Origin of the sequence: Phreatobacter sp., assembly GCF_016793595.1 — a bacterium.
Taxonomy (GTDB): Bacteria; Pseudomonadota; Alphaproteobacteria; order Rhizobiales; family Phreatobacteraceae; genus Phreatobacter.
Genome location: NZ_JAEULY010000008.1, coordinates 61,411 through 77,880, shown reverse-complemented (window position 1 = coordinate 77,880; position 16,470 = coordinate 61,411). Strand labels below are relative to the sequence as shown.

Annotated in this window: 17 protein-coding genes and 7 pseudogenes; 13 read left to right on the top strand and 11 right to left on the bottom strand. The window is 60.9% G+C overall.

From position 1 onward, the window contains the following. Positions 1-162: 162 nt before the first annotated feature. The 7 genes and pseudogenes from JNK84_RS23465 to JNK84_RS10930 all read right to left on the bottom strand — a co-directional run bounded on the left by JNK84_RS23465 (position 163) and on the right by JNK84_RS10930 (position 3,514). Positions 163-444 (bottom strand): DegT/DnrJ/EryC1/StrS family aminotransferase, encoded by a 282-nt coding sequence (locus tag JNK84_RS23465; protein WP_367272315.1) that lies wholly within the window; start codon positions 442-444, stop codon positions 163-165. Between the two features lie 73 nt (positions 445-517). Further along, positions 518-970 (bottom strand): hypothetical protein, encoded by a 453-nt coding sequence (locus JNK84_RS10950; RefSeq protein ID WP_293423949.1) that lies wholly within the window; start codon positions 968-970, stop codon positions 518-520. A gap of 164 nt (positions 971-1,134) precedes the next feature. Continuing rightward, positions 1,135-2,227 (bottom strand): annotated as a pseudogene (locus JNK84_RS10945) (IS3 family transposase). 95 nt (positions 2,228-2,322) lie between these two features. After that, a pseudogene (locus JNK84_RS10940) lies at positions 2,323-2,484 on the bottom strand (integrase core domain-containing protein); the annotation flags it as partial. A gap of 10 nt (positions 2,485-2,494) precedes the next feature. Next, a pseudogene (locus JNK84_RS10935) lies at positions 2,495-2,890 on the bottom strand (IS5 family transposase); the annotation flags it as partial. 83 nt (positions 2,891-2,973) lie between these two features. Then, positions 2,974-3,258: a PilZ domain-containing protein gene (locus tag JNK84_RS23460; protein WP_367272314.1), complete on the bottom strand. Its 285-nt coding sequence runs from the start codon at positions 3,256-3,258 to the stop codon at positions 2,974-2,976. Beyond that, positions 3,236-3,514: a hypothetical protein gene (locus tag JNK84_RS10930; protein WP_293423947.1), complete on the bottom strand. Its 279-nt coding sequence runs from the start codon at positions 3,512-3,514 to the stop codon at positions 3,236-3,238. The genes JNK84_RS23460 and JNK84_RS10930 overlap by 23 nt, the downstream gene beginning before the upstream one ends. 184 nt (positions 3,515-3,698) lie before the next feature. On the opposite strand from JNK84_RS10930, the pseudogene JNK84_RS10925 reads away from it, so the two are divergent. Next, a pseudogene (locus JNK84_RS10925) lies at positions 3,699-4,277 on the top strand (integrase core domain-containing protein). Between the two features lie 238 nt (positions 4,278-4,515). Further along, positions 4,516-4,767 (top strand): hypothetical protein, encoded by a 252-nt coding sequence (locus JNK84_RS10920; protein WP_293423945.1) that lies wholly within the window; start codon positions 4,516-4,518, stop codon positions 4,765-4,767. Positions 4,768-5,052: 285 nt separating this feature from the next. Here JNK84_RS10920 and JNK84_RS10915 read toward each other — a convergent pair whose 3' ends face one another. After that, complete coding sequence (locus tag JNK84_RS10915; RefSeq protein ID WP_293423943.1) at positions 5,053-6,291, bottom strand: vWA domain-containing protein; 1,239 nt, start codon at positions 6,289-6,291, stop codon at positions 5,053-5,055. Between the two features lie 477 nt (positions 6,292-6,768). Here JNK84_RS10915 and JNK84_RS10910 point away from each other — a divergent pair, with 477 nt between their 5' ends. From JNK84_RS10910 to JNK84_RS10895, 4 genes are all read left to right on the top strand, one after another. Then, on the top strand, positions 6,769-7,068 hold the full coding sequence (locus JNK84_RS10910; RefSeq protein ID WP_293423941.1) for a hypothetical protein: 300 nt from the start codon (positions 6,769-6,771) through the stop codon (positions 7,066-7,068). 410 nt (positions 7,069-7,478) lie between these two features. Further along, positions 7,479-8,960 (top strand): methyl-accepting chemotaxis protein, encoded by a 1,482-nt coding sequence (locus JNK84_RS10905; protein WP_293423965.1) that lies wholly within the window; start codon positions 7,479-7,481, stop codon positions 8,958-8,960. Further along, entirely contained in the window at positions 8,957-9,244 is a 288-nt protein-coding gene (locus JNK84_RS10900) for a hypothetical protein (RefSeq protein ID WP_293423939.1), read from the top strand. The genes JNK84_RS10905 and JNK84_RS10900 overlap by 4 nt, the downstream gene beginning before the upstream one ends. A gap of 933 nt (positions 9,245-10,177) precedes the next feature. Beyond that, positions 10,178-10,408 carry a hypothetical protein gene (locus JNK84_RS10895; protein WP_293423937.1) on the top strand — a complete coding sequence of 77 codons (231 nt, stop codon included), beginning with the start codon at positions 10,178-10,180 and terminating at the stop codon, positions 10,406-10,408. 104 nt (positions 10,409-10,512) lie between these two features. On the opposite strand, the pseudogene JNK84_RS10890 reads toward JNK84_RS10895, so the two are convergent. The 3 genes and pseudogenes from JNK84_RS10890 to JNK84_RS10880 all read right to left on the bottom strand — a co-directional run. Further along, positions 10,513-10,986: pseudogene (locus JNK84_RS10890) on the bottom strand (integrase core domain-containing protein); the annotation flags it as partial. 399 nt (positions 10,987-11,385) lie between these two features. Continuing rightward, positions 11,386-11,574, bottom strand: a pseudogene (locus JNK84_RS10885) (phytanoyl-CoA dioxygenase); the annotation flags it as partial. 15 nt (positions 11,575-11,589) lie between these two features. Continuing rightward, positions 11,590-11,784 carry a hypothetical protein gene (locus JNK84_RS10880; protein WP_293423935.1) on the bottom strand — a complete coding sequence of 65 codons (195 nt, stop codon included), beginning with the start codon at positions 11,782-11,784 and terminating at the stop codon, positions 11,590-11,592. Between the two features lie 790 nt (positions 11,785-12,574). Between JNK84_RS10880 and JNK84_RS10875 the strand changes: the two genes are divergently transcribed. From JNK84_RS10875 to JNK84_RS10845, 7 genes and pseudogenes are all read left to right on the top strand, one after another. Then, a complete protein-coding gene (locus JNK84_RS10875) occupies positions 12,575-14,515 on the top strand; it encodes a heavy metal translocating P-type ATPase (RefSeq protein WP_293423963.1) in 1,941 nt (646 codons plus the stop codon). 86 nt (positions 14,516-14,601) lie between these two features. Next, positions 14,602-14,960: pseudogene (locus tag JNK84_RS10870) on the top strand (IS481 family transposase); the annotation flags it as partial. Next, positions 14,926-15,138, top strand: coding sequence for an acyl-CoA dehydrogenase family protein (locus JNK84_RS10865; protein WP_441343227.1), 213 nt, complete (start codon positions 14,926-14,928; stop codon positions 15,136-15,138). The pseudogene JNK84_RS10870 and the gene JNK84_RS10865, both read left to right, overlap by 35 nt. Continuing rightward, positions 15,132-15,287, top strand: coding sequence for a hypothetical protein (locus tag JNK84_RS10860; RefSeq protein WP_293423969.1), 156 nt, complete (start codon positions 15,132-15,134; stop codon positions 15,285-15,287). The genes JNK84_RS10865 and JNK84_RS10860 overlap by 7 nt, the downstream gene beginning before the upstream one ends. Before the next feature lie 19 nt (positions 15,288-15,306). Further along, positions 15,307-15,435, top strand: coding sequence for a hypothetical protein (locus JNK84_RS10855; RefSeq protein ID WP_293423933.1), 129 nt, complete (start codon positions 15,307-15,309; stop codon positions 15,433-15,435). 15 nt (positions 15,436-15,450) lie between these two features. Further along, complete coding sequence (locus JNK84_RS10850) at positions 15,451-15,900, top strand: branched-chain amino acid ABC transporter permease (protein WP_293423931.1); 450 nt, start codon at positions 15,451-15,453, stop codon at positions 15,898-15,900. 100 nt (positions 15,901-16,000) lie between these two features. After that, positions 16,001-16,468: a branched-chain amino acid ABC transporter permease gene (locus tag JNK84_RS10845; protein WP_293423929.1), complete on the top strand. Its 468-nt coding sequence runs from the start codon at positions 16,001-16,003 to the stop codon at positions 16,466-16,468. The last annotated feature ends 2 nt before the right edge of the window (positions 16,469-16,470 follow it).

Genomic DNA, 16,470 nt, shown 5'->3' with positions numbered 1-16,470 from the left:
GCGCCAGAACGCTGTGAACCGGGGCCGGCACGGCCGGCGATGACGGGGGAATGTGGAGCATTGCCTCGACGCCGGCTCCAGGCCGGGCTCTTAATACAAGTATTTCATATTCCAGTTTTATCGGCTGGTCAAGCGTGGCGCCGCATCTGTCAGCCGGACGTGTTAGGCAGATAGACCCTGCGGCGGTGTTCCACACGAACAGCCTCCAGGCAGGTTGGCAGCGAAGGCGGCGACGGCCTGATGCCGCACCGCGCTCCTCGGTTTGGTCGGCTCGCTGGCGCACTGGTCGATGGTCGTCAGTGCGTCACGGCCGGCCAGCGAGGCGAGCGGCGGCTCGAGTTCGCGCGCCTTGGCGATGGCCAGCTCCAGCGAGCGCGGATCGGTGTTGAACGTATCGGCATGGACGTCGAAGAAGACCGGCGTCGCGCCGAGCCGGACGGTCACCGAGGCGGTTGTGGCGAAGGTGAAGGCCGGGAGAACACCGCGTCGCCCGCCTTGACGCCCTTGGCCATCAGGATCAGCAGCAGCGCGTCAGTACCGCTGGCGCAGGTGACGACATCCGGCGACCACTTCCTTGGCTTAGCCCAAGCAACTGCGGGCTTTCGGGCAGTCCCTTACCGCGGGCGTCGATCGCGGCGAAGTCCGCCATCTTCATCGATCCGGCCTTGGGAGGCGGCTCGCCCGGGGACTCCAGCAGCCCGAGGTTATGCATCCTATGGAGGAAGGCCCGGCCGTCCACGCATCCTATGTAGTCGAAGGCGCTGTAGAGCACTGACATGCCGAGCCCGACCCCGAAATCGTCGCTGGCAATTGCCGTCTGATGGGCGTCAACGTCCTTCCAGGCCGTGCGGAGCTTCAGGTGCGGGGTGTCTGCGACAGCGTGCAGGTAGCGGAGCAACGGCCAAAGGCGTGCAACGCCGGACCGCACGGTAAGCACCGGCGTCGTCAACTCGCCGACCCGCAGCAGCATCTCCAGCAGATGGATAGGGAACGAGCCGGCCTGTGCGGCAAGCGGCCGAGGCAGAGAATGTGACCTTGAGACCCGTTTCCCCTCCGGTTTGAGGGAGAGTCCTGGGTTTCGTTGACCCGAGACCGATCTTTGGACCGCCCGAGGGTAGAATTTCCGGGCCTTGGTCAGGGTAGCGTGCTGGGAGCGCCACCAGGATTTTGCAGCGAGATCGGAGGCTTGTTGCCGATGGCCCCGTGCGGCCGATCCTCATTGTAATATCTGCGCCAAGCCTCCAATTTTTCCGTAGCGTCCGCAAGCGTCAGGAACCAGTGGGCGTTCAGTCATTCGGCTCTGAGGCGCCCGTTGAAGGCTTCGATGAACGCATTATCGGTCGGTTTGCCGGGGCGCGAGAAATCGAGCATGACGTCGTTGGCGTAGGCCCACAGGTCGAGGTCCCGGCTGACCAATTCCGAGCCATGGTCGACGCGGATGGCCTTTGGATAGCCCATGGTGGCGCAGGCTTCATCGAGAATCCGCACGACGTCTTCCGCCCTCTAGCTGAACCGCGGATCGACGACCGGCGAGAAGCGGCTGAACGTATCGACGACGGTGAGGACCCGGATCTTACGGCCGGTCGCGAGTTGGTCGTGGAAGAAGTCCATGGCCCAGGTCTCGTTGGGCCGCGTCGCCGGCTGCCGGTCATCCCGGAGCTTGGCCTTGACCCGTCGCTTGGGCGTCTTGTTGCGCAACTGGAGAGCCAACTCATTGTAAATCCTTCGAACCTTCTTCTGGTTGATGACTCGGCCTTCGCGCTGCAGAACGATGTGCACGCGGCGATAGCATACCGCACGCGCGTGGCGCAGATCTCCTTGATGCGGGCTTCGAGACCGGCCTGATCGGGGCGACGCGATCTGTAGTGGTAGGTGGAACGATCGACCTCGAGAGCCCCACAGGCCCGCCGGAGCGAGACGTCCCATTCCCTGCAAACCGTGTCGACCAGCTCGCGCTTCCGAGCAGGCCTCAGAGCTTTCGGCGAATGACATCCTGAAGCATCTGCCGGTCGAGGGAGAGATCGGCGACCAGCTTGCGCAGCTTCGTGATCTCGTTCTCGAGCTGTTTCACCCGCCGCATCTCAGTCGGCAGCAGGCCATCATACTTCTTCTTCCAGTTGAAATAGGTCGCCTGGCTGATCCCAGCCTTCCGGCAGATCTCCGCCACCGGCATTCCATCGGCGCCCTGCTTCAGGATGAACGCCTTCTGGGCGTCTGAAAATTCGATGCCTTCATCGTCTTCCGCTCCTCCCAGCCAGGGGATTCTGACGCGGAAAACTCCAATCTCAAACGGTCCAGTTTGTTGGGCTCAGATCACTTGGGTCACGGTAGCGGGCTGGGAGCGCCACCGGGTTTCTGCAGCGAGATCGGAGGCTTGTTGCCGATGCCCCCGTGCGGCCGATCTTCGTTGTAGTATCTGCGCCAAGCCTCCAACTTTTCGCGCGCATCCGCAAGCGTCAGGAATCAGTGGGCGTTCATGCACTCGGGCCCGGGCTCATAACCAGTAGCTGATGGTCGCGGCGATGCAGACGGCGGCGCGGAAATTGATCGCCAGACGGTCCTAGCGCGTGGCAACGCGGCGGAAATCCTTGAGGCGGCAAAACATGCGCTCGATAGCGTTTCGACCACGATAAAGGACGGGCGAGAAACAGTTTTTCCAGCGCCTATTCGCTTTGGGCGGGATGTTGGGCATCGTGCCGCCTGTTTCGACCTGCCGGCGGATAGCATTGCTGTCGTAGCCCTTGTCGCCATAGAGGATACGCGCCGGCGGCATCTCATTGAGCAAGGTCGCTCCGGCCGTGCAATCGGCAACCTGCCCTCCGGTCAGCATGAAGGCGATGGGTCGGCAGTCGCAATCGGTCAGTGCGGGGATCTTGGTCGTACGCCCGCCAGCGGGCACGCGCTGCTCACCTCAATGACGTGAGGACCAACGAATCTCTGCAGCCCGACAACGTGCGTGGATTTCCTCCAGCGTTACGGCGTCCGTCCCGTTTCTGACGTGGTTTCCAGGAACCTCGCTCCAAGCTCTTCCTTGGTGCGCCAAACCGTCTCGCAGTAGCGGCCGTGGTTGGCCATTGACGACAGCCTGAGGACAAAGCGCTGAGAAACAGCCACACCCTCGTTAACCTCAATGCGAACTCCGGTTTCGGAGATGTCGATCAATCTACACGAGATGGATGCAGCACTTTCGCCTTCGATGGTGACCCGGTAGGCGACCTCTCTGCGAGGGCGCGTCCTATGTTCTGGATTGCGCGGCATCGTCCTTCTCCCCTGCTGAGGACTTGCGGGCCGGATACATGCTCTCGACGTAAAGGTCAGCGGCAGCCTGAGTGGCCCGCCTTGCCTCCGCCAGCGCCGCTAGAACCGAAGCACGGTCCAATTCCCGCACGTCTACACGAGCGATCTGATACGCGTCATGTAGTGACAATGAGCTGCGAACTAGCGCGAGCAGCGCAGTGTCGGCTGCGGGATTTTTCGGCGGCGCTTTGCTGCGTGTGAAGGGGATCACGCTCATATTCGGTCCTCAGAAAACGGGCGATGGCTGGTCTATGCAAAAACACATTGACAACACGTAGAATATAGCACGGGACACTTTATGATTGGTAAATTAATACCTAGCTAACGCATCAATCTGCTGACCTGCCACTGAGTTTTTCCTCCACGCGGAGTTAGAGTCCGGCCCTGACGAGGACCGGCAGATGAAGCGAGCAAGGTTCACCGAGGAGCAGATCATTGCGGTGCTCCGCGAGCACGAGGCGGGGGCGAAGACCGCCGACCTGGCGCGCAAGCACGGGATCGCGGAAGCGGCGCTGTACAACTGGAAGGCCCGCTATGGCGGGATGGATGTCTCCGAGGCGAAGCGGCTGAAGCAGCTCGAAGACGAGAACGCAAAGCTGAAGAAGCTCCTGGCCGAACTGACGGTGCTGATCGAGCGTCGGGGCAAGCCGGGCATGATCGTCTCGGACCATGGAACGGAGTTCACCTCGAACGCCATGCTCGCCTGGGCGCAGGAGAACCGGGTCACCTAGCACTTCATCGCGCCGGGCAAGCCCATGCAAAACGGCTTCTGCGAAAGCTTCAACGGCCGCATGCGCGATGAGCTGCTCAATGAGAGCCTGTTCTTCGGGCTCGACCACGCCCGGATCAGGATCTCGGCCTGGGCTGACGACTACAATCAGCTGCGCCCACACTGGGCGCTCGGATATATCCCACCGGCGGCCTATGCCGCCAATCTCACCCCACGGCGCAATCCCGCGCAAAACCCGACGAGGCTCTAATCGCCGCTGGATGGCAAATCAGTGGCAGGTCACGCCCGCCTACGGCTCCGGGGTCGCTGCGGCGTAGTGTGTCGGGGGAGATGAGGACACGGACTGTCCAGCGTGAAATCTTGCCCCCGATCAGCATGAGATCGGCATCCTCATAGTCGCCACCGGTCGCCCAACGTGCCGCACCATATTACCCTTCAAAGAACAGAACGATTCTGTTATATTCTGCCCTGCTCGGAGAACGTTCACTATGCTCCAGGTCGTCGATGACGCATACGAGCCGTATAAGCCGCAGCCCTCTCTCGTCGAGGCCAGCAGGCGTATTCGGCTAGCTGCAGAACAACTGTCTTCGGCTTACGACATGCTCGCCGAGACGGAACTGGAAGATCGCACCAATCTCCAGTTCACGATCTATGTGGCGGTTGCGAAGCTCGCTCCGGTCATCGCGACTCTTGCCACAGAAATTGCCGCGACCACACGGCGGAAGCCACCGGTTGCGTGATCAGCGATCCGGCGTCTTCCTGACGCCCGCGCGTCATCGAGAAATTGATGCGATCATTCTCCTTCACGAAGGCGAATGAGCCCCGATCGCTATGGATTTCAGATAGCGGAAGCTCCCGCGCAATCGGGGTTCCAGTACCTCCGTGGTAACCTACAGCCCTGAACCGGAGCTTCGGCAGCGGCGGCGGTTTTGTAGAGAAACCATCCTCGCGACCTGCGACTACGCTCTCGAGGGCGGGCACGTTCTGTCAGATCATGGTTCGGCGCGCGTCGTTTGATCCGGCAATCATCGCGTTAAACGCACGTTCTGCAAGGATTCAGCGATGTTCTTAAAGACCTGGGAGAGCGATGTGCGATCCGTGGCATCGAACGCGTGGGCGCTTGAGGTTGCGCACGACCGCATGGCGTTGATGGCGGTCGGATCGGTGATGTCGAAGGAGATCGTATAGATTTCGATCTTTTGCGACTTGGCGTACTCGCAGATCGCGGCCATGTCGGCGTAGGTCTGCGCCAACTGGGATGCTTGGGCGGCTGCCGTTCCACTGGGCGCCACATGTCGGCCATCGCTGGCCTGGAGCCGCAAAGTGTTCGCACCATCAGTCATGAGAACCATGACCTTCCGGGGTCTGCGGTTGGACCCGTCGTAGGGTTTGCCCTCGGAAAAGGGCATCGTGGGTGACAGCACATTCACGCCCCAGATCAGACCCGCCGGTATGTACGTCATCGGTTTGTAGTTGCCCACATTGACGATCATTCCGCGAATGGAGGAGAGCACTATGGACAGGCTGCTGCTGAGTGGAACAACTGGGTTGAGGCAATTCTGGCTTGTTGCCAGATAGCCGGGATAGGGCGTCGACGGCGCCGTATCATTCAAGCACAATGTGCCCGTTGCGCGAGAGCCGACGCACCCGTACCAACGATAATTGGTTGTGCCGCCACCGGAGCACGACTCATAAGGCGGAACAGTCTGATTGACGCATGTTTGCGGAGTACAGTCGTAGGTCTCAGGGGTGCCGTCGATGACGCGCGTGCAGGTTCTCGGTGACCCTCTCGTGCAAACAGAGCGTGTTGTCTTCGTTGTACAGGTTCGAGGCGAGGTGACGCTATAATCCGCCGGTACCGAGACCCACGTGGCATTGCGGTTCGCGGTTCCGACGTTGACGTAGTCGGCGTAGGGCACCACGCCAATCCTGATGTCCACCGTCGGGTCGCGCCAAAGCGTTGTTACCAGCTCCTCTGCTGAGGTTTTCAGGGCAGCAAGCTTGGTGCCCGACATCGACCAAGTGTTATCGAGGACGAGGACCAGTTCAGTTGATCCATTGAGTGCTCGGATGGCGTTGGCATTCACCTTGTACGACAGCCGATGGTATCCAGCGAGCTGCATGAATAGCGTTTCAACGGACCCTGCCGCCTCAAGGGTAACTTCGCGTTTGTTGGTATCATAGCGAAAGCTGGTAATCCGGGCTGAGTCAGCGTTGGTGCCGGACGTGTTGGCGGCAAGGTAATTGGTCGCCGTGACCTTCATGGACGCTTCGACTTCAATTCTGGAGGACGCGGCCGCGAGGGCAGCAGCATCCGCCGCTGCTTGCGCAGCGGTTTGCGCCGCCGAAAATCGCGAGTAGTCGACCGCGGCCCCGACAGAAGTATGATGGGGACGATGGCGATACCAAAGAGGACTGCAACGACGCCGCGCTCGTCTCTGTAGGCGCTCAGAAGCCACTGGCGCATCCCGCCCCCGATACAGAAACACCTGTCGCGAAGGTAATCACTAGCTATTAAGCTTCGGTTGCCGAAGCGTTCTCGGTCGCTTGCCGCCACTTTCGGACGGGGTAGGGCATCTTATGATGCTTTTCCACAAGGATGGCCCTGATGCCTGCCCGTAGCGAGGGCAGGGGGCTTGTCACCTTCGCCCGATATGGCAGCCTGTCGCCATACGTCCCCCGTTTCCTAGAGCCCACAGCTCCGCAACGTCCTCGGGCGTACGCGGGGCAGGGGCACCCTGATGAACATGGACTCGGACCTTTCCGAATTGCTCTGCACCATGCTGAGGTCCGACCGTGCGGAGGTGGCCATCGCCATTCTCGCGGAGCCGGACTGCGACGTGCATCAGCGCTCCAGTGGCGACCAGACGCCGCTGCACATCGCGGCGGACGTTCACCTCCACGGCGTCGTCGCGCTTCTGCTCGTCAAAGGCGCCGACCCGCGCATCACCCGCACTGATCGACGGAACGGCGCCGTGCGCTGCTGGACACGGGCGGACGCGAGACGTCGGGCCGGGTCAGCATTTTCAAGTTTTATGTAGTATGGAATGATGATTTTATGAAGACATCACTTTGATCGAGGATCATATGATCAATCGCCCTCTAAGTGCTTCTTGTATCTGTGCGCTTCCTTTCGGAATTGACTACGGTTTGACTGGTGACCACTATTCGCGGGCCGTGTGGCACACGGCACGGCATCAAGCCCGGTCGCTTGCGCTATCTATCGACCGCATCTTCCCTGGGTTAAGATATTGATTTATCATACTGATAATACGTTGAAGCTAGCTACCGAGTAGTCGATATGGCAACTCATAAGACGATTTCATTTATCGGGGCACTGCAAAATTTCAAACGACTGACGCGGAGATTTACGATTCATTAATCATCGCAAAGGCGCCCTCATACCATGTACCGTAAGGTCATGCTATTCTTTCCGAAAGATTACTTGTTGATGATTGGCCCCCTCTCCACGACAACTTCCAAGGCCAAGCTTGCTGCGTTGGACAAGTCCCAAGCCGTCATCGAGTTCGAAGCGGACGGCACGATCATCACGGCCAATGCCAACCTCCTCAGCGCCATGGGGTACGATCTTTCCGAGATCAAGGGCCTGCATCACCGCATGTTCGTCGATCCCGTCGAGCTCGACGGCGCGGACTATCGCAGGTTTTGGGACAGCCCGCGAGCAGGCGCATTCCAGCAGGCGGAGTATCGCCGGTTCGGCAAGGGCGGGAAGGAAGTGTGGATACAGGCGTCCTACAATCCGCTGATCGACGGGTCGGGGAAGACTTTTCGCGTTGTCAAGTACGCCACCGACATCACAGCGGCGAAACTCGCAGCAGCCGACCTTCATGGACAGATCGCAGCGATCGGCAAGGCACAGGCCGTCATCGCTTTCGATCTGAACGGCATCATCCTCGATGCCAACGAAAACTTTCTGGCCACGGTCGGGTACCGCCTCGACGAGATCAAGGGCCAGCATCACCGCATGTTCGTCGCGTCTTCGGAGCGCGAGAGTGCGGGATATCGGGAGTTCTGGGCGACGCTTGAGCGCGGAGAATATCAAGCCAGCCAGTACAAGCGCATCGGCAAAGGGGGGCGGGAAATCTGGATTCAAGCCAGCTACAACGCGATCCTCGACATGAACGGTCGGCCTTTCAAGGTCGTGAAGTTCGCCACGGACATCACGGCGCAGATCCAGGAGCAGCATCGCCGGGCGGAGGTACAGCAGCAGATCGATCGTGACCTTGGCGGCATCAATGAGGCGGTGTCGAGCGCCACGCACGAGGCCACCGAGGCTGCGGCGGCATCGACACAGACTTCAAGTAATGTCCAGACTGTCGCGGCTGGTGCCGAAGAATTGTCAGCCTCGGTTTCTGAGATCAGCCGTCAGGTCGCCCACGCCCGCGAAATCTCCACCAAAGCGGTCGATGAAGCCACGCGGACCAATCACATTGTTGCGGGGCTTTCAGTCGCAGCGCAGCGTATCGGCGATGTCATTCAGCTCATCAACAACATTGCCGCTCAGACCAACCTCCTGGCCCTCAACGCGACGATCGAAGCGGCTCGTGCCGGTGAGGCTGGCAAAGGGTTTGCCGTTGTCGCCTCTGAGGTGAAGAGCTTGGCCACTCAGACATCCAAGGCGACCGAAGAGATCGGCGCCCAGATCGCATCGGTTCAGGCTTCCACGAATGATGCGGTTCGAGCAATCGGGGAGATTGGCACAACGATCTCTACAATCAGCGAAATCTCAACCGCGATTGCATCCGCTGTCGAAAAGCAGAGCGCCGTGACAGCGGAGATGTCCGGCAATATGCGCGTGGCGGCCGAGGGAGTCGCCGCGATCTCGCAGAGCATGGGATCAATTGCGCGCTCGACCGCTGATATCGACACCATCACCAAAAGCGTCCGCGAAGCCTCTCGGTCAATCGCATGACAAACAAAGCCGGAATATCAGCCGGCCACGAGAACGCTGACAACGTCGTCGACTTTTCGGAGCTGAGGTCGCGGGGGCTCCTTGAGGTTCATGGTGATGAACTCATCGGCGCGTTTAACCGCCTATTCCGCCAGATCGCAGCCGTCAACAACCTGGTTGTACGGTCCGATTTGCCGGAAGACACCAAAACGGACGTCGGATGTGATCTTATCCAGACGTCGATGTCAGCCTTTACCGCGAACACCAAGCTCTTGCAGGGGCTGCTGAAAAAGGATGCCGTCTAGTAGACTATCCAACACGTTCAGCGCGTCAGGATACACAAGAGACCCAGGGCAACACCACCGGCGGCGAGATAGATGGCTTGTCGTCTCGGCTTGTTCATCGGCAAAATGGCGGGTGGCTGCGGGATCGCTGCCGGTGTTGGTTGTGCCAGTGTCAGCTCTGGTGAAGGTGCGCCACCGGATGTCGCCCTATGCAACGGTAGAACTACAGGTGGCTGCGGGGTCGCTGTCGGTGCCGGTTGTTCCAGTCTTAGCGCTGGTGCCGGCGGGCGAGGAACAAGCGTCACATTTCCCCGTTCGGTCGGCTGGTGCAACCCGAGCTCGGCCTCCCAGTACCAACCGGGAATGACTTGCATCTCGTCGGTGGTGTGGTTGGCGCGATGGGTAATTTCGTAGACGCCCCTGCCCCATTTGGCGATGTCGGCATTGCGACACCCACCCTGCACCCATTGGGCGTAGGGCACCTGGTGGCCCGCGGCGATGGCTCCGGAACGGCCTAGCCTGTGCAGAGCCAGAGATTCCCTTATTGCCTGAATGGTCTCCCGCGCCGCACGCTCGGACGCATGGTTTAATTGCATGTGGTCCCCCTCGTCCGGGGCCCCGGGGGGCAACTGTCTGAGTGGATATGATCGGGATGGCTACAAGGCGTTCACAGGTAGAGGACAACCGATGTTTCTTTCCCTTTCATGAAAACAAAGAATCGCATTTTCTGCAGTTCGGTAAGGACTTTCTGTCGAACGGCACGCTATGTTGTCTGTTGATGAGCTGAGGCGGTCAGGAGGCGTCGCGGTGCGCGCGACAAACGAAACCCCATCCAGAATCGACTCAACCGGCGGGCAAAACTCCGGTTCCGGCATCCGGGGAGCGAGTCTACCACATCCATAACGCGCGGCACGCGTGCAGCAATGCTCGCGGTCGCACGGTCGAGGCGTGTTGATGAAGGTGTTCATATTCGAGGGCGACGGCCCGGTATTCGGCTTCACGACGGTCGCCTCGGGTGACAATCTACCGATCGAGCGCGGCCCATGGGTACCCGTTGGTCAGATCGAGATGCAGTCGGGCAGGGTTCCTCGGATTGGGGTCAGCAGCGATGTCGTGCTCGCCGCAATCGGACGCGTGGGGTTTTATCTGCAGGGCACAATCGCCCACGAACGGTCGTTCCACTAACGATTGCCACTCTAACCGGGGGAGATCGGCGACAGCTGCGGCAGAATGGCGGCCGATATCGCTAGGATATGCTGCGGCACCGCCGCCCTTGCGCTACGCGAACTCTAGGTGTTCAGTCCCGTTGTGAGGTGGGCGGGATCGCGTGAGAAGCGTTGTGGCTCGGTGCAGGCGGCCTTGCAGATGGCTCCGTAAGGGGTGAGACCGTTGAGGGTCTTGAGGCGCCTGGCGAAGTTGTAGGCGTCGAGGAAGGCGGCCAGGTGTGACCTGAGCTGCTGGTGGGTCGCATAGTGATAGCGACGAACGGTTGCCTCCTTGATCGTGCGGTTCATGCGTTCGACCTGACCGTTCGTCCAGGGATGGTTGGGTTTGGTGAAGCGATGCTCGATGCCGTGCTCAAGGCAGATCCTGTCGAACATGTGCCGGCGGTGGCGCGCCGTCGGCCCTGAGCGATGCTGAAGGGCGTTGCCGAACTGGATGCCATTGTCGGTGAGCACGGTGTGGATGGTGTAGGGCACGGCCGCGATCAGGGCCTCAAGGAAGCCGGCGGCGGTTTGGACGTTGGCCGCGGCGTGCAGCTGGCCTCCGTGATGGAAGTGACGATCGTGCAGGGCGTAGGATCGGGCCTTGTAAGGGCCAAACCTAGCACGGCGAATAGTTGGTGATGGGTGTCCGGTAGGTCGCGCGAAAGGGGAAAATTCAGCATCTACCCCATCCGGGGTCAATCGATCGGGAAGCGGGCGGTGAGATCCTCCACCTCGCGCGCGGCCACCGCGACGTGGCGTGTTCTTCTCGGAACTGGGCTTGGAGACCCGCGCCGCGCTCTAACCTCATTATCGGCCTTGCGCAGCAGGGTCAGTCCATACATGACGCTCGCAATGAAGCCATTTTGTATAGGGTTAAGTGAGCCGGCACGCGCCTAAGGCGTTCGGGTGTATCGACCGTCAGGCCCAGGACACCGTGTCCTGGGCCCGTTCGGCCTAGACCATCGTCCCAACTGCCTGGCGAATGGCGTTCTGAACTGGCGAAGGTGGCAACGCCGGATCAAACGCACCTCTGGGCAGAAGGGGCGGCTGGGCTGTGAGCCGGGGGCCCCGAACCTCGATTAGATTGAGCCGCATGAACCAGGAAGGGATGCAAAGATAGACCGTGCCAGCTTGGCCGGTGGCCGTGCAGGGAGCGAGCTACTGCTGCCGAATGCCCATCGCGGTTGCCAACTCGGCGAAAGTTTTCATTTCGCGCTCCATCTGTTCCCGTGCGGCTGTCGGCCCTAGCCCGATGGGTTCGGCGCTAAGCGCGGCGAAATGTGCGCGAATGAACGGTTCGGCCATAACCTTGTTGCACATGTCTGCGATCTGCTCGATTAGCGGACGCGGCATGCTCCATGATCCGACCCGTAAGCGCGCCCGGAGTAGGCAGTTGCCGCCATTCGGGTTCGAAGCCGGCAGCGCAAAGTCAAAGCAGAAGGCGCCTCGAAAACGCGGAGCGGCGCGCCTATTTATCTTGAGTTATATCAATGAGCAGACATTATATTCTGTGTAATTCTGAAAAATAATAGACATCGATACCGGAGATATCTGGCCTTATGCAGGAAATCGCGACGGTAGATACGGATTTTCGCTTCGCTCTATACACTAGAAGCGCCATGTTGCTCGTGTGATACTAATTACAGTGCCAATGAAATCGGCAAATAGGGGCATGGTAATGGCGTTCATGTTCTCGCGTTGAGAAGGGCAAAGGCGAAATCTGAATTGATGGGGCCGAGAGGAGGATTCACTCAAATATGGCGATGATCGTGCCCGCCCGCGCGTGGCACAATTTGGGCACACAGGTGACGTGCTCTTAAGCTCCACGATCGACAACCCTTTAGAATATGCTAACGGCGTTGTTCAACCAGCCAAGAGCGATGCTGGTGCTGCCGTTGAGCACTTCGACGGCAAGACGAGTGAAGGGTAATTTGCCTTTCGCAGGGCTGTCGCCCGCGAGCTAGGACGCATGTCTGTGGCACTGGAAATGTTGGCGGAAGCGACGAGGTTTGGCCTGCTGCCGGTTTTGCGTCTCGCGTTCGGGATGCGAGAGCGAGCAAGTAGTATCTAGCCAGGAGATGAAGTGAAGGCCCTGTTTGATCTCGATCGTTCGATCATTCTGACGACGCTTACCGCTTGTGGAATGTTGCTGGCCATTCTCGCACGCTGGCCGCTGCAAGGGGATGCAGCCGGTCTCGCTTCGGCGGTGGGCCTTGCTCTGGTCTATCTGGCGGCTGGTCTGCCTGCCGGTTGTCGAGCTGCGCTCACCTTGTGGGAAGAACGCATCCTCGACATTGACCTGCTTATGGTCGTCGCCGCTGCCGCGGCGGCGGCGGTCGGTGCACCGTTCGAGGGAGCGGTGCTGCTGACGCTGTTCAGCATTTCCACCACGCTGGAGGAGCGCGCGCTCGGTCGCGCCCGCCGAGCTATTGAGGCGCTGATGGCACTGCGCCCGGAAACGGCGCTGCGCAAAAGCTCGGATGGGTCAGTGTCGGAGGTTCCGGCCGCCGATCTGAGAGTCGATGACATTGTGGTGCTGCGTCCTGGCGCGCGCGTGCCTGCCGACGGGGTGATCGTCAGCGGTCGCAGCTCTCTTGATGAGGCGAACATCACTGGCGAGTCCATGCCGGTCGCCAAGGAGCGCGGCGCACGGATTTTCGAAGCGACTGTAAACATGGACGGCGTGCTGGAAGCGGCCGTGACGAAGACTATCGCGGAAAGCACAGTCGCGCGGATGATCGTGCTGGTCACCGAGGCGCAAGCGGCCAAGTCTCCTTCCGAGCGGTTTAGTGTCTGGTTCGGGCAACGCTACACCGTTGCGGTGATCATGGGAGCAATCCTTGCCTTTGTTGCCTTTTATTGGCTAAGGGGCGATTGGGAGGAAGCGCTTTACCGATCCGCGACGCTGCTGGTGGCGGCAAGCCCCTGCGCGATTGTCATCTCGGTTCCTTCTGCCATTCTGTCGGCGCTCTCAGCCGCGGCGCGCGGTGGTGTGCTGTTCAAGGGTGGCGCTGCCCTCGAAACGCTGGCCGCCGTTGACATTTTTGCCTTCGACAAGACCGGAACCCTGACCACGGGCAAGGCGTCCGTCACGCAGGTTGTCGCGCTCGATGGCGACGAGCAGACGTTCCTGTCGCAACTTGCAGGCCTTGAGGCTCAATCTGAGCATCATAGCGCTGCAGCCATCCGGCAAGAGGCCGCTATGCGTGGGCTTGCGTCGGTGGAGGTCAGCGATGTCGCCACGAGGCCGAGCGCGGGCATTGTCGGCAGCGATGGCGAGGGTCTTCTATGGGCGGGCAACCCGCGCCTTGCGGCGCAAATGGGAGCATCCATTGACCATCCTGAGCTGCTGGCGCTGGCAGCGGATGCGCAGACGGTCATCTATGCTGGTCGCGACTCGCGCGTGCTGGGCGCAGTCACTGTGGCAGACACTGTGCGCGCAACCTCCAAACCTGCACTTGCGACGCTACGCGAAGGCGGGGTGGTGAAGATTGTTATGATGACCGGCGACCGACTTCCTGTCGCTTTGCGCATAGGCGGGGAACTCGGGCTGAAACCCGAGCATATCCATGCAGATATGCTGCCGGAGGATAAGGTGCGGATGGCTGGCATGCTGGCGACCGATGGCAAGGTGGCGTTCGTTGGTGACGGTGTCAATGACGCGGCAGCACTCGCCCGCGCCGATGTGGGGATCGCCATGGGCGCGGCGGGATCGGACGTCGCGCTTCAAGCCGCTGATGTGGCTCTGCTCTCCGAAGACATGGGGCGTCTTGCCGGTGCGCACCGGCTTGCTCGCAGGACGGCGGCAATCATCCGGCAGAACCTGACATTCGCCATGGTCGCCATGGTGATACTCGTCATCGGCAGCTTGTTCTTCGAACTGCCGTTGCCGTTGGCGGTCATCGGTCACGAGGGCGGGACGGTGTTGGTGGTGCTGAACGGGTTGCGGCTGCTCAACGATCCTATTCGCGCCAAAGAGCAGAGGCGGCCATCCACGTCCCATACGTCGAATATGCGGGGCATGGTCCGGTCCGCGCAACGCCAAACCTATCGCAGGAAGGTGGCGCGGCGTGCGGCGCAATAGGAGCGCCGGCTCGACGCGCGTTCTAGGTGTCTGGTCCCATGGTGTGATGGAATCAGATTAGCTGATCCAGACTGGAGGGATCAGCTATGGGTCAGCTACTCCATGGCAGCGCCACGACCACGCACGCCATCCCAACTGCGATACAGCGATCAAAAGCTCCGCTCAAAGAGCTAGCGGGGCAGTATGGGCTCAACCCGAAGAGGGTCGCCAAATGGCGCAAACGAGCCTTGGTGCGAGATGCGCCCATGGGCCCGAAGGTTGTTCGCTCGACCGTGCTGACGGCCGAGGAAGAGGCGATGGTGGTCGCCTTCCGCCAAGGTACTTTGCTGCCGCTCGATGACTGCCTCTACGCCCTACAGGCCACCTCCCGCATCTGACCCGCTCCTCGCTTCATCGGTGTCTGAAGCGCGATGGCGATCGGCGAGTGCTCGCGCGCGCTGGAGATCACGCGGCGCTACGCCAGGGAGCGCAAGGCGTTCGGGGGCGTGCTCTGGGACAAGCAGGCCATACGGCAGCGACTGTCCGCGCTGGACGCCCGTGTCGAGGCGCTGCGTCAGCTAGTCTATCACACGGCCTGGCTGATGGAGCGCGGGATCGACTGCGTGAAGAAGGTTTCATGGTGAAGGCCTTTGGCGGCGAGCTGGTCAACGAGGTCATGTACGCCTGCCAGCAGTTCCACGGCGGCTTCGGCTACATCCGCGACCGCGCGAGATCAAGCGGATGGTGCGTGATGCCCGAATCCTGTCCATCGGCGACGGCGCCACCGAGGTGACCCGATCGTCTCGGTCATCATGATCACGCTCAGCCTTTCGATCGTGTTCAAGGCGATTGTCGGGGCCGCATTTGGCGTCAACTCGCAGATCATGCCATCGCCCATCCCGGACGACGCCGTCATGATCGGCGGGGTGCCGGTGTCATAGCAGTATCCGTTCAGCATGGCGTTCTCGCTGGTGGCCATGGTCGTTTTCGGCGCCTTTTTCCGCTGGACGCGTCTCGGCCTGGCGATGCGCGCGACCGCAACCGACCAGCAGGCGGACATCGGCATCGACGTCGGGCGGATATTCGCGGTGTCGTGGGCCATCGCCTGCGCGGTTTCGCCCGTCGGCGGCGCGCTTCTCTCGGCCATCAGCGGCGTCAATCTCGGCGTCTCGCATTTCGGGCTCAAGGTCTTCCCAGCGGTGATCTTCGGCGGCGTCGACTCGATTGTCGGCGCGGCTATCGGTGGAGTCCTGATCGGTGTGATCGAGAATGTCGCAGACGGCGTGTTCAAGAGCATCCTGGACATCGATGACTTGCGCGATGTCGCCGCCTTCGCCCTGCTTGTCGTGGTGCTGATGGTCCGTCCCTACGGACTGTTCGGCCAGCGCGCTATTGCAAGGATCTGAGCTGTGAGCAGCGCTGAATTCATCGTCCGGCACGAGCAGGCGCTGCGCCTGTACACGACGAAATGGGGAGCGGGTACGGATCGCGGCCGCGGTCTTCCTCGTGCTTGCCCTCCCGATCTTCGTGAACAGCTATCAGCTTGGGCTCGCGAACTTCATCTTCATCAACATCGTCGCGGTGCTCGGCCTTAACGTCATCACCGGCTTTACCGGCCAGATTTCGATCGGCCATGGCGCATTCCTCGGCGCCGGCGCCTATGCGTCGGCCTATCTGGTCAGCGTCGTAGGCGTGCCGTTCCTCGTCGCGATGCCGGCCGCGGGGCTGGTCGCCGCCGTGGTTGGGAGCCTCTTTGGCATCCCGTCGGTCCGCCTCAAGGGGCTCTACCTTGCCAGCGCCACGCTGGCGGCGCAGTTCATCCTCGAATTCGTGTTCAAGGGCTGGACCAGCGTCACGGGCGGCACGTTGGGCATGTCGGCGGGCGCGCTGCCGATCTTCGGCTACGAGATCCACGGTGATCTGCCATTCTTCTGGCGGCAGCGGTCCTGTCGCTGCTCTTTGTGCGGAACCTGACG